The 13,058-nt window shown below is 53.9% G+C and carries 12 protein-coding genes; 3 read left to right on the top strand and 9 right to left on the bottom strand.

Features of this window, described 5'->3' with window-relative positions; genetic code table 11:
* Positions 1–97: 97 nt before the first annotated feature.
* Genes NQZ67_RS17580 through NQZ67_RS17565 form a run of 4 tightly spaced genes read right to left on the bottom strand, consistent with a single transcriptional unit; the run spans position 98 to position 3,411 of the window.
* Positions 98–733, bottom strand: coding sequence for a cysteine hydrolase family protein (locus NQZ67_RS17580; RefSeq protein ID WP_257448459.1), 636 nt, complete (start codon positions 731–733; stop codon positions 98–100).
* A 5-nt stretch (positions 734–738) separates the two neighbouring features.
* The gene (locus NQZ67_RS17575; RefSeq protein ID WP_257448457.1) at positions 739–1,536 is read right to left on the bottom strand and encodes an ABC transporter ATP-binding protein; all 798 of its coding nucleotides are present in this window, start codon (positions 1,534–1,536) and stop codon (positions 739–741) included.
* A gap of 1 nt (position 1,537) precedes the next feature.
* Complete coding sequence (locus NQZ67_RS17570; protein ID WP_257448455.1) at positions 1,538–2,311, bottom strand: ABC transporter permease; 774 nt, start codon at positions 2,309–2,311, stop codon at positions 1,538–1,540.
* 26 nt (positions 2,312–2,337) lie between these two features.
* Complete coding sequence (locus tag NQZ67_RS17565; RefSeq protein WP_257448453.1) at positions 2,338–3,411, bottom strand: ABC transporter substrate-binding protein; 1,074 nt, start codon at positions 3,409–3,411, stop codon at positions 2,338–2,340.
* Between the two features lie 271 nt (positions 3,412–3,682).
* Here NQZ67_RS17565 and NQZ67_RS17560 point away from each other — a divergent pair, with 271 nt between their 5' ends.
* Entirely contained in the window at positions 3,683–5,374 is a 1,692-nt protein-coding gene (locus NQZ67_RS17560; protein WP_257448451.1) for a PucR family transcriptional regulator, read from the top strand.
* Here the strand turns inward: NQZ67_RS17560 and NQZ67_RS17555 are convergent.
* From NQZ67_RS17555 to NQZ67_RS17535, 5 genes are all read right to left on the bottom strand, one after another.
* The gene (locus NQZ67_RS17555) at positions 5,361–6,389 is read right to left on the bottom strand and encodes an amidohydrolase family protein (RefSeq protein ID WP_257448449.1); all 1,029 of its coding nucleotides are present in this window, start codon (positions 6,387–6,389) and stop codon (positions 5,361–5,363) included. The genes NQZ67_RS17560 and NQZ67_RS17555 overlap by 14 nt on opposite strands.
* Positions 6,386–7,444 (bottom strand): ring-opening amidohydrolase, encoded by a 1,059-nt coding sequence (locus NQZ67_RS17550; RefSeq protein WP_257448447.1) that lies wholly within the window; start codon positions 7,442–7,444, stop codon positions 6,386–6,388. Before NQZ67_RS17550 ends, NQZ67_RS17555 begins: the two co-directional genes overlap by 4 nt.
* Positions 7,445–7,559: 115 nt before the next feature.
* Entirely contained in the window at positions 7,560–8,450 is an 891-nt protein-coding gene (locus NQZ67_RS17545; protein ID WP_257448445.1) for a fumarylacetoacetate hydrolase family protein, read from the bottom strand.
* Positions 8,447–9,715 carry an amidase gene (locus NQZ67_RS17540; protein WP_257448443.1) on the bottom strand — a complete coding sequence of 423 codons (1,269 nt, stop codon included), beginning with the start codon at positions 9,713–9,715 and terminating at the stop codon, positions 8,447–8,449. Before NQZ67_RS17540 ends, NQZ67_RS17545 begins: the two co-directional genes overlap by 4 nt.
* An 827-nt stretch (positions 9,716–10,542) precedes the next feature.
* Positions 10,543–10,746 carry a hypothetical protein gene (locus NQZ67_RS17535; RefSeq protein WP_257448441.1) on the bottom strand — a complete coding sequence of 68 codons (204 nt, stop codon included), beginning with the start codon at positions 10,744–10,746 and terminating at the stop codon, positions 10,543–10,545.
* 726 nt (positions 10,747–11,472) lie between these two features.
* Between NQZ67_RS17535 and NQZ67_RS17530 the strand changes: the two genes are divergently transcribed.
* Together NQZ67_RS17530 and NQZ67_RS17525 are read left to right on the top strand one after the other, a co-directional pair.
* On the top strand, positions 11,473–12,153 hold the full coding sequence (locus NQZ67_RS17530; RefSeq protein ID WP_257448439.1) for a sigma-70 family RNA polymerase sigma factor: 681 nt from the start codon (positions 11,473–11,475) through the stop codon (positions 12,151–12,153).
* A 75-nt stretch (positions 12,154–12,228) separates the two neighbouring features.
* Positions 12,229–12,708: a hypothetical protein gene (locus NQZ67_RS17525; protein ID WP_257448437.1), complete on the top strand. Its 480-nt coding sequence runs from the start codon at positions 12,229–12,231 to the stop codon at positions 12,706–12,708.
* Positions 12,709–13,058: the final 350 nt, after the last annotated feature.

The raw sequence follows: 13,058 nt of genomic DNA, 5'->3' as shown, positions 1-13,058 counted from the left end.
GTCGGGGCACGAATCGTCAAAAAATTGTTACAATGCGTTATCGTCGCGGAACGCAGCCAAGACCGGCGCGCGGGCCGGTCTCCTGTAATTGCCCCTGTCAGTGGCGGGGCGTATTCCATAGCTCCATGATAGCTTCCGTATCGCTGACGATACCGAAGTGCCTGGCGATGTTGCGCAAGCTCGGCTCGTACGCGTCCTGGAAGGCGCACGCGGTCGCGTCCTTGGCCAGCACGACATGATACCCGATAAGATGGGCGTCGCGAAGCGTCGATTCCACGCAGGTATTCGTATTGATCCCCGCTGCCACCAGAGTCTTGATCCCTCGCTCCTCCAGCAGCTGCTGCAGCCTCGTCTGAACGAAGGCGCTGTACCGGTGCTTCCAGATCATCATCTCGTCAATGCCGGCCTCCAGCTCGCGATACAAATCGGCGCCCCAGCTACCCGTCCGGCAGCTGGGCGGGTGCTGGCTCCCCAGTCTGCGCGCCATCCACGCATCCTTCCCGTCGTTCAGCTCGTTATGGGACATGCCGATCCATAATACGGGAATGCCAGCATGCCGCGCTTGATCGATCAGCCGTCTCATGGCCGGAATTATGGCTTGATATCTCTTAACGTCATAACCTGCCTGCGCGAAAACGCCTTTATCGTGCACGAAATCATTTTGCATATCGATGATCAGCAGAGCCGCCGGCTCTCCCATGACCGTCCCTAACGTATAACCGTTGCCGCCCAATGCCGCTACACCTCCGCGAGTACGCCCTGCGATTGGAACACGCCGCGAATTTCCTTGACGCAGTCTAGAAAACGGGCATCCATCCGGGTGCTCAGGTTACGCGGACGCTCCAATTGAATCTTGATATCCCGTACTACCGAGCCCGGTCTTTCGCTCATGACAAGCACCCGGTCCGAGAGGAACACCGCCTCCTCGATGCTGTGCGTAATAAAGACGACGGTACACTTGTATTGGTCGTACAACCGCAGCAAATCGTACATCATCTGCTCCCGGGTAAGCGCGTCCAACGCGCCGAACGGTTCGTCCATCATCAGCAGCGTAGGCCGCTGGATCAGCGCCCGGCAGATCGATACCCGCTGCCGCATCCCGCCGGACAGCTCGAACGGATATTTGTCCCCGAAGCCCTCCAGCCCGACCATCCTCAGCAGATCCTCGGCCAGCTGACGGTTCGTCGTGCGGTCTTTGCGATCCAGCCAAGTGACTCCATGGAGCTCGAAGGGCAGCAAAATGTTGGCGATGACCGTCCGCCACTCCAGCAGCAGGTCGCGCTGGAATACGACGGCATTGCCTTCCTGCGCGCCGCTTACGCGTTCTCCGCCGATCTCGATAACGCCGCCCGTCGGCGTATCGAGACCTGCCAGCAGGTTCATAAGCGTGCTCTTGCCGCAGCCGCTCGGCCCCACCACGGATACGAACGATAGCGGCTCGATGTTCAGGTTAACCTTGGACAGCGCCTGAACGGCGCCGCCACGCGTCTGAAATGTTTTCTCTACATCCCGAATGACGATTTCTTTGCTCCGCATGTTATTCTCCTCCTCTGGAAGCCCGGTACCAAGGCAGCGCGATTCTCTCGATCAACCCGACCAGATTGTACAGAACCAAGCCAATGACGGCCAGCATGACGATGACGCAGAACTGCATCGTAATATCCAGCTTCGCATTCGCTACAAGCTGCAAATACCCGAGCCCGCGATCCGACGAGACAAACTCGGCGACCACGGCTCCGACGACAGACAGCGTGATGCCAACCTTGAAGCCGCCGAATATGCTGGGCAGCGCCCGGGGGAGCCTGAAGTACAGGAATATTTGAAGCTTGCTTGCCCTCAGCGACATCGCGAGCATGTTCATCTCCTTCTCCATGGACTTCAGACCGACTACCGCGCTGACGATAATCGGGAAGAAGGCGATCAGAAACGCGATGACCACTTGGGTGATCATGCCGAATCCAAGCCACGTAATGAGCAAGGGCGCGATAGAAATCATGGGCACGCATTGCAGCCCGATGAGCAGCGGGAAGACCGCTTGCGAGAAGTAACGGGAGTACACGATGATGACGGCGGCGGGAATTCCGAACAAGACGGACAATCCAAAGCCGGCGACGATTTCAAACAGGGTAATTCCGGTATGGCGCAGCAGCACGTCGCCGTCGCTGATAAGCCGGCTCCCGATGTCAAGCGGCGTCGGCAGCAGATAGGCTGGGACCGCAAACAGCACGCATATAAGCTGCCATACCGCCAGCATTCCGATCAAAGTCACGCTTACGGACAAACCTTGTCTCCAATTCATTCGTTGAATCATTCTTACAGCCCCCTCCGGTCGTCTTGTCAGTTCTCGAAGTAGTCATTGGTGAAGTATTGCTCGACCGACTTCCGCCCCTCAATCAATTCGCTCTCCAGCATGAGGTCCACCATTCCATTCATCTTGTCTCCGTCGGTCCAGCCGAACGGCTTGCCTTCCGGCCGCAGAGCCAGCTCGCCCGTCCGCTTGATCTGCTCGATCACGATCTCTTCGTCGACCACTTCCGGGAACAGCTCCTTCGCAATGGATGCCGCTTCCTCGGGATGCTCCATCGAGTAGGCCATCCCTTCGTTGACGGCGGCCAGGAACCGCTTGACGGTATTCGGATTATCCTGCAAAAACTTATCGTTCGCGATTAAAGACAAGCCTGTCAGATCGAATCCGTAATCCGCCAGGTATAGCGGCACGAGCTCCTCGCCGAGCGTCTTCTCGAAGAGCGGATATTCATTCGTGGAGAAGACGGCAACCGCGTCGGCATCCTTATTGAGGAACAGGGTGTTTCTCGCGCTCGTTTCCACCATCATATGCTCTACCTTGTTGTAGTCCGTGCCGTTGTGCTCGAGGAACCGTTCGTAGATGCTCGAGAAGGTGGAACCCGAAGACGAAACCAGTTTCTTCCCTTCGAGATCCTTCGGCGAACGAACCGGCGTGTCGGCGTGAGACAAAATCATAATCGGCGATTTGGACATATACGAGGCGATAATTTTGACCGGCATGCCCAGCTCGACGCCTTGAATCGGCTCCACGGCGGACGTTACGCCGATCTCCTCCCGATTTTCCGCGACAACCTGCAGAACCGCCACGGATCCCGAGCCTTCCAGCACATCGACGTCCAGCCCGTATTTTTCGAAAATGCCTTTCTCCTTCGTCACAAAGAACGGCGCGAATTCGCCTTTGAACTTCCAATTGAGCCGTAGCGTAATGCTTTTCTTCTCCGCCGGCGGCAAGTCAATGCCGTCGTTCGCGTTCGCCGCCCCGGAAGGGACCGTCCCCGTTGCTGCCTGCCCATTATTTGTTGCTCCGCCGCCCCCTGCGCACCCGGCCACCGTCATAGCAACGATAAGCAATATTGCCAACATGGACCATTTTGTTTTTTCCATCCGCCATCCTCCTCTTTGTATGTACGTCATGATTAATGACATATTCCCTTTAGAACCTTGCCCGTTTCTAAGTTAATGTTATATTATATAACACAAACATCCCATGTCTCTGGTGCACAATTGTCACCGCCTATAAAGCAGCAATATGAACAAAAAAGCCTTGCGGAGCTTAGCCGGCGCATTTGTTCGTCGTGCACAACTTCTCCGGCCGCCCGCGCGACACGGAATTATCTCCCGATCAAATCCATTACGCGAAGCAGGAGGGGAACCTATGAGCATCACGATTCAACGCATCTTGGAGCTGCCGCTGTTCACCGGCGCTTCCGTTGCTTCCGGACAGCTTGGACTCCACTCGCCTATCGACTCCGTCAACGTCATGGTGAAGCTGCCGCATGAGCAAGAAGAGGACGGCAGCGCGCCGGCCATTCCCGACATATCCACCTGGCTCGGCAAAAATCAGATGTTGTTCACGACGGAGCATGTCATTGCCGGAAACGGCAGCCTCTCCCTCCGGTTTCTCCAGCAGATGAGCTGCGCCGAATGCGCGGGGCTCGTCGTCAAAGCCAATCATCGGGAAGCTAATCTGCCCGGCGATTTGCTGGAAGCCTCGAACCGCCTTGGCTTGCCGGTCATCGCCCTGCCCAACGACGCTTCGTTGGGCGAGATGATGAGCCAGGTGCTCAGCATCATATTGAACGAGAAGCAGGTCGAGCTGGAGAGGACCTTCGAGATTCACCGGAAATTCTCGCGACTGTTCCTGAACGGGGCCAGCATGTCCGACGTCGCCCAGACGCTGACGGGCGTCATTCATCACCCGATCCTCATCCAGAATAACCGCAGGCAGATCGTCGGGTGGTCGGCCACGGCGCGCCAGCGGGCCTTGTCGCCCGCCTTCCAGTCCGAGCTGCTGCAGCTTTCCGTCCATCACGCCGCCGCGGAAGGCCGGCTCATCTATTGCGTTACGGAAAGCGGAGAGAAGCTTGGCATCTACCCCATTCACAGCTCGGGCATGTTCAAAGGCTCCATTATCGTCATGCATGCCGACGACACCATCGATACGTCCGTCATGCCGCTCGAGCAGGCCGCTCAGATCATCGCATATGAAAGCATTAAGCAAGACGCTTTAATGGAAGGCTCCAATCGTCTGAGGGAAGAGTTTTTCGGCGAATTGCTGGAGAACGAGCTGAGCTCGGTCGAGGAGATTTTGAAACGCGGGGAGAAGTACGGACTTACGAATAAAGGGCAGCATTGGGTCGTTGTCTCCAAGCCGCTGGCGCATACGTTCGAAGGTCATTCCACCTTCCAGATGGAGCACGCTCAGCTCGAGCACTTAATGAATGAAGTGCATGCCTATATGGAAGCCCGTAACATCCAAATGATCGGCACGACCAAGGGCGAACATGTCGTCCTTATTCTGACGTCGCTGCAAGAGACGCCCCCGGCCGGTCAGGAGGGGGAGTGGATTCGTCTGCTCGAGCAGCTGCAGGAGCATATGGAGAACGGCAAAGACAGATGGATGATCGCCAGCGGCATCAGCAATCCAGCCGATCAGCTCGACCGGCTGCCGCGAGCTTATCAGGAAGCTTCCCAGGCGCTGAGACATGGGCTGGAGCGGAACCGGGGACCCTTCGTCTCCTCTTACCGCGTACAACAGGTGCCGGATCTGATCCGGCTGCTTCCTTATCATAAGCTCAGCGAGTTTTATGTCAGCGTCCTTAAGCATTTGGCTTATGCCAAGAACGAAGAGAGCCTGGAGCTGCTGCACACGCTCGATATTTACTTACAGAACAACTGCAACGTCAAAGAGACGGCTACCGCGATGTATTTGCACCGCAATACCGTCTTCTATCGACTGAACAAATGCGAGACCATGCTGGGTCTGTCCTTCAAGGATCCGATCGACCTGCTCAAGCTCCGCATGGCCGTCATGATCCATCAAATTTTGACCGCTACGGAGAAGTGAGAGCGGCTCCCCTTGCCATGGAAACCGGGCGCGGCGCATGGGCCAGCAAGAGGTCCGCCCGTCCGGTCTCGTATACGACGCAGGCACCCAGCTCTTCCACGCGCCGCGCGGCTTCCGCATCCGCAGGCTCCGACATGAGCATATCCAGCAGGGCCTGCTGCTCCTCCGGCTCGTAGAATCGCTGGATATAGGCAAGCAGCTGGGCATAGTGCAGCATATTGCCGCTTCCGAGCGGATTGAACAGATCGCCCATATTATCGCTGCCCAAGCTGACCCGCAGCCCCGCCTTCATCAACTGCTTCGTCCGCGTGACGGCGCGCGTGGCGACGGCCGTCGGACACACGATAATCGATAGCCCCGCTTCGGCTGCAAGTTCGATCGCCTCCTCCGCCTGCCGATCCGTTACGTTCGCGAGAGAGTTGCAATGGATGGCGTATACCTTCCCCGCCCACCCCCTCTTCTTGCTTTCCCGCGCGATGACCGGCATCAGGAAATGCTCCGGCTTGCCGCTCTCGTCCGTATGGAACTCGAGCCATGGAACGTCTCTTCGCTCGCAGAGCTCGAACAGCCGGCGGATATGCCCCTCTCCGTCCGCGTCGGTCAGCGTATGGCCGCCCAGCCCAATCCGTCCCATGCCCAGCGCTTCCTCCAGCAGCTCCGCCGTTTCGGGGAACCGGTCAAAGCCCTCCTGGTTAAAGGCCGTAATATCGATTATGACCTGCTTCTCATAGTTTCGCTGCAGCTCGAGCAGCGCCTCCACGCATTTCAGCCCGACTAACGGATCTACGTCTACATGCGTGCGAATGTAGGTTGTCCCGTATTGAAGCATGGACTGCAAGGCGGCTTCCGCACGATCGTAAATATCTTGTCTCGTGAACTTGGCCTTGTGCTCCCTGGTCCATCCGCCCCGGACGGCCGGGGGAGCATCGGCATAGGCAACGCCGGGAACGAGCATGCCTTTATCCAGATGGGCATGTTCGTTCGAGAAGCCCCGAATGCTCCATGGCTGCGTCATCCCGTCACGCCCCCCTCCGCAGCCGCTTCGACGACCGCCGCGATCAGATTCGCTCCCTGCGGCCCTTGATGCTCGGACCCCGCGGAGCATAGAATGGCGGCATCGCCGACCAAAGCTCCCACGACGGCATGCGCGACCGCCTTCGCCACGATTCCGCTATGCATGCTCAGCGCATCCGAGTGGATGGTATGCCGCTGTCCCCGGATATGATTGAGCGCGTCGGCACCGGCATTAACGAATACTTGCCGCACTCTGCTCCGGTCGCTCTCCGCCAAGGCGGGAGATGCCGGCATGCCCAGCTCGTCGAACACGCGATACAGCCCCGGCAGGTCGAAGCTGTCTCTCATCACGCCCGAAGCGACCACCAGCGGACTGTCGGAGCCTCTCCTGTTGCCCATGACGATAATCCGGACGGCAGTCTGCTCTCCGCCCGCGGATACCGACGTGCGCAGCGAATACAGCTCATGATCGCCGTTAATGGCCGTTTCGCCGATCCGTTCCCTGTCGATTTCCCCCAGCGCGACGCCGGATCCAAGCGCGGAAGCCGCTTTGGAGCGCGTACCCCCCACTCCCCAAGGGCATTTGATCTCTACGCAGTGGACATCCTCAAGGCTTTCAATGCCGGCATCCGCAATGGCATCCCGAACCGCTTCCGCCGTCAAGTCGACCTGAGCCGTCGTCCCGATCTCCTCCGGTTTGAGCTGGCGGCTCGACGCCACCCCGAACACGAATCGCTTGCCCGTCGCGGGCGCCGCCTCCGCGGATGACTCCTTTCGAAATAACAGCGTATAATGCGGACTCATCAGACCGCCCGTCTTGCCTATCATCATCATTGGAATGCGATCGAAAATTTGCTGATGCGACCATCCCAAGTAAGGCGCCAGCAGCACCTGGAAGGCAAGCGTGCTGTATCCTCTGGCGTAGCCGTCCCCTTCGGTCTGGGCAATAATTCCTTTAATATCCCCCGCCTTAATGCTCCCGGACTGCAGGAGCTTCTCCAGCTCGCTTACATCGCCCGGGTGCGACATGCCTAATCGGATTAATTCGTGACGCATGTTCATCCATCCCTTCATTATTCGTTATGTTTGTCCTAAGGCCGGTCTGCTTCCATCATAGGACGATCCCCGATCGCCAACTATGGACCCACTGCACAAATCTTGCTTCCCCTGCTTATTCACCTTGCATGGCGGGGAGCTCCGATCCTCCGCGCACCGGATTCCTCAACGGTCGGAAACCGTCGATCCGGCATTCCACCTGATCGCCGGGACGTACGACCGCCGCGCCAGGCGTACCCGTCATCAGAATGTCCCCTGGCACTAGCGTCATGCATTTGGAATGAAAGGAGACAATCCATTCGGGCCGATACCGCATGAGCGCAACTTGCTTGGCGGATACCCTCTCCCCGTTAAGGACCGTTGAGACAACAAGCTTCGATACATCCACGACTTCGTCCGGCGTAAGCAGCTCCGGTCCGAAGCTGAAGAAGGTATCGAAGCTTTTGGACCGGGTCAGAAATCTAGGATTGCGGCCATGAATATCGTCCGCTCCTATATCCAGCACGGTCGCATACCCCGCGATATAGGAAGCGACGTCCGATTCCTCCACGTCCCGGCAGACCCGCCCGATGACGATGGCCAGCTCCGCCTCCGCGATCACCCGCCCGGATTGCGGCGGGATGACGATGGACTCCCCATAGCCGATCAAGCTCGTATCCGGCTTCATGAAGCCGACGGGCTCCTCGGACCGGTCCGCCGCAGCAAGCGCTTCTTCGTCGGCGGCATAATTAAAGCCGACGCCCCAAATCTTCCTTGGGTGCCGATACAACGGCGCGAGCTTCAGCGCCTCTTCCGCTTGCGCCTCCAGCTCAACAATGGACGATGCCGCCGTCTGATGGAACCAATTCCGGAATGTTTCCCACTCGCCGTCCTGAAGCAATTGGAACAGCTCGGTGCTCCAGCGCGTACCGAAAACCCGATTGATCGTCTCCACCAGCACGATGCCATGCGGCGCGATGACACCCAGCGTCTCCCTGCCATCGATAGCCACGGTTACGAATTTCATGTCGGCCATTCCCCTCTCTTGTCCAAGGATTGCCCGCTCTCGAGCGGCTCTCCGATCGTCCGGGCGATAAGCTCCACCGAATGAAGCAAGCTGAGGTCCAGCCCCGGTCCCGCGATAAACGACAAGCCTGCGGGCATACCCTCATGCTCCAACCAGGGCACTGTGATCTGCGGCAAGCCGGCCAAGCCCGCGGGACAGCACAGCTGCAAGGCCCTGTTTCGGCGTTGTTCCGCCTCTTCTCCCTGCTGGCCAATCGGCGGCGCAACGCCAGGTGTCGTCGGAATAACGACTAGCGTATCGGTCCCCAGCCACTCTCCCATTCTGGCTTCCACCGCCTTCTTGAGCTTAAGCGCTTCGCGTGCGTCTTCCTCGCGGATCGTGCTGCTCCACCGGAACCTCGCCTCCACATCCGGCGCGAAAGCCGGCCGATCCCGTTCAATCCACTTCCCGTGAGTCCGCCAAATATCGTAGCCCTGAATGGAGCGGAAGGCCTGCAGCCAAACGTCCAGCCCTTCTTCGGCCAACACCGCTTCCTCATGAACGAAAGAAGCCATTCCGCGCAGCTTATCCAGCACCGCCCCGGCTGAGCTCTTGACCTCGCGATCCAGCAGCGCCCACATGTCGGACGGCCAGATGAGCCGTTTTACCGTTTGTATAGGCGCCGCCTTCGCATGCTCCTGTCCCCCATCCGGCATGAGCGCATTTGCGGTCTTTGCAAGCGTCGACAGGCTGTCAGCCATCCAGCCCGCCGTATCTACCGCAGGAGCCAGAGGAACAATCCCTTGCATCGTTATCCGCCCATATGTCGGCCTCATGCCGTATACGCCGCAATAGCTCGCCGGCACCCTGACGGAGCCCGCCGTATCGGTGCCCAAGGCAACGTCTGCCATTCCGGATGCTACGGCCACTGCCGATCCGCTGGAAGAGCCTCCGGGAATGCGCCCCGGAGCTTTGGGATTGACCGGTGTGCCATAATGTCCGTTCTCGCCGTTCAGCCCGAACATCAGCTCGTCGGTATGCGTCGCGCCGACCAGCTCCGCCCCTTGCTCGAGCAGAGCGGTTATGGTCGGCGCGTGACTGGAGGCTGCCCCATGCGTCCGCCTCCAATCCGGATTTCCGGCCCCTGTCACATAGCCCTTCATATCGTAAACATCTTTAACCGCTAATCGCAGGCCCCGCAGGAGACCGTCCCGCTTCCTGTACAAATCGGCCGTATCCGGAATCTCCGCCGAGACGAATGCGTTCCATCTGTCCTTAACGCGCATAAGCCTCACCCTCCTGTCTTCGCCTCATTTCCTCTTCATTATAGGGAACAGAACTGAGGCATACATTGGCGTCCATGACCAAAACGGAGGCAAAAAAATATAGCCGCTGCCCAAATGCGCGGGATAAGAGCGAGAAAAAAGCCGAGCGAATTTCAGAGGGGGAATCCCTGAAATCCGTCGGCTCAAAGAGCATAAATATTAAAAAATATAACCAGCCAGACTATTTCCTCCCGCTCCATTCAGAATCAATTCCGTCCTAGAGATTCCCGGATGTGCGCCCATGCTGCTGATCCCCCAACCCGCTTCATCACTTCGCCGCTGGAGTTCTAGTGAAAACATCAGGCACGCAAGCTTTGACTGAGTATATGACACCATAGGCTTATAATGATGTTCTGACTGCAAATCATCAAATTTAATCATTCCCGAACGATGAGCTATGCTACTCAACGTGACTACCCTCGCATTTTTTGCATTTTAGCAAGATAGGGAAGAGATGCGCAGTTAATGCAAAATGACCATGGTAATTGGTTCCGAGCTACAGTTCAAAACCATCCTTTGTTACCCTTCGCTGAGGCGGATTCATTACCGCTCATTTGATAACAGCTTACATGCTAAAGCGTCTCGAACGTACTTGTATGGTGCTTTTACTGATGTTAGCACTTAGAGTTCTCTCTAAGTCAAGCGCACTTCCCACTATCTCAAGCAGATTGTTGATTTCCATAAGAACCTAATTCTTACACACCAAAAAACAAAATAAACAGGCAAACACTTAGAGTCGCGTCTAAGTATGTGCCTGCTTATTTTTAGTTTATTATACCGTCAGACTATCACTTTCCCATATAGGCTCTTCCAACACCAACGACTATGGTAAGCCCGCATGCCGCAAATAAAACAAAACCTAGGTAACGGAACACAGCTTCGATATGCTCCATAATGCCGCTCCAAAAAGCGAAATGCGGTATAGGCATCAGCAGCAGAACGCATCCAACTATAAAGCCGTAGAAAAAGATTTGCGTGTTTTCCTGTTTCATCTTTAACCTCCGTTAAGTGCTACGGGAATCAAGTATTCGAATGATAGGGATAACATCCATCTCTTGCTTGCTGTGTCGTTTTTTGAAATATAGCCATGACCTGTTACGCCTATTTTCAAATTTTTCAGGATTGTGACCCGTTATTATGCCTGATTTTCTGTATGCTTCAACCAAAGTCATAAATCGCAACGGATCACCGCCAAGCATCGCAATTGCCTTGCCGACACCCGAACTTCCAGTACGAACCGCACTTTCTATTGTTCCCCCGACACCTCCCCACATAGATAACTCTTTTTGCATAGGCCAAGGCGCAATTTCAGCGTTTCTTAGATTTCCCTCCGCTTTACACTTGCATTACTCAAAGACACAACAAAGCCCTCAAATGAGGGTTTTGTCGAGAGCCTGATCTACTCGGAATACCGGATACCTTTTGAAAAATAGGCTTCGGCGCAAACGAGCTGAATTTTACCCATTTAATGCCTCTCGTTCGCCCTGATCAGCCTGACTGAAACGAGCTGGGGAATTAATATAAATCAAAAAAATATTTTTAAAGACATGTCCATTTATGCCCTTTCCGTCCCTTATACTAATAGAGGGGAATTTTCATACCATTCTCCCGACAAATAATGGATGCTTCGAGACAATACAAGAAATCGCATTAATAGTCGAAGCCAAAGGAGGAGCTTTATATGTACCAAAAATTTCACTTAACCGGAGGTAAATCCAATGTCAAAACTCACCGACGTAGAATTTGCTCATCTACTGCATCACCTTCAAACTAGCAGCGATGTGACCCTAATTGGCAACCGGACCTTTAAAGAGGCAATCGAGCAAGTGTATGCTTTTGCACGATGGTATGCCATAGGGAAAAAGTATACAGACGACTTTAGTAAGGATGATTTTGACGAATTGGTACACGAAGCGATAACCCTAACGCTCGAGAACATCGCTACCATTACAGACTTAAAATCAGCCATCAAAGTTAATGTACGCGGCGCGATGGGCAAGTACAGAACTGCATTCCTGGAACCGTATCGTCCCCTGCTTCCAGACGGAGGTCGACCTCGGCGTTACATTAAATCCGTCACAATCGATCCCCGTCCGGAAGAAGATGAAAGCCGACCTGATGGTAACAAAGGAGTACAGAAGGGGATTTCCAGCGGCTATATGGAACCTCATACTGAACTTATGTTTAATGAGGACATGAATGATATTAATACTGCTCTTGCAAGCCTTAAAGAGGTAGATCGCAATATTTTTATACGAGACATTATCCTGGATCAGTCCCAAGGTGAAATCGGCACTGCACTGGGACATGGAAGCGGAAATATTTCCAAGCGCAAGAACCGAGCAATAGATAAAATTCATAACCAGTTAAAAGGCACTTTACAGTATTATAAATTTTGAAAATTAACCCAGAGGTAGCCCCCCCATTGTGGGGGCTCTGCCCCTAGGGGCCACAAGGGAGAATATATATATCAAATGAATAGGAAACCAAGTATTGAATCGTTCACTTGGCCCTCTGTCGCATCTTATAATAAAACAAATGATTATGATGATTTTGTTCATAGGTGGGAAGAAATAAGAAAGAGACCAGTGACAAAACCTACATTAGTCGATTATCAAATGCAACTATTAAATGAACTACTTGTTTATTTAGAAGACGAAATTATTGATGGTAAAACTCATGAAGAGATTATAAAAGACCTTACTTTTATCAATTTATATTCAAGATCTATAGAACTAAACATTCCATTAAAGAAGTTAGTTGATACTATTAAAGAGGCTCAAATAAATGCACAAGTGGAACTTGGATCTAATATTGAGTTTAAAAAAAATGAACTAAACAGAGTAAATCATTTTAATTTAATTCATGAGATTGTTCAGCAAGAACAAGAAAAGGATAAAGATTTCAATATACTATCGCTCCGGCTACATGCTATTTACAGTAAACAATTTTGACTGCAAGATTTTATTGAATTCCTCAGAAACAATTGTAATAACGTAAAGATCTTTCTAATAAGCGAATTAGATAATCGTAGGCTAAACACTTATATACCTGCCTCCATTCGTGATGGGTAGTTTATTCTGGAATTCAGTAATAGTTTAAAAGAGTTTTTAATGACACCTATTTGTCGACAAACTATGTGATTCAAAAAATAAAAAGAAGCCACTTGCATTTAAGGAGGCCACTGAAGAACTTACGCATTTTCAAGTGAACAATAAAGTTCAAACAAAAAGAAGATGTCCACACCCATATATTGGGATGGGCATCTTCTTTTTGTAGGTTATTTTGCTTGTATTCTCGGGTA

Origin of the sequence: Paenibacillus soyae, from assembly GCF_024623455.1 — a bacterium.
In the GTDB taxonomy this organism is placed as follows: domain Bacteria; phylum Bacillota; class Bacilli; order Paenibacillales; family Paenibacillaceae; genus Pristimantibacillus; species Pristimantibacillus soyae.
The sequence above is the reverse complement of the archived record's forward strand: the minus strand, read 5'-3'. Positions and strand labels throughout refer to the sequence as shown.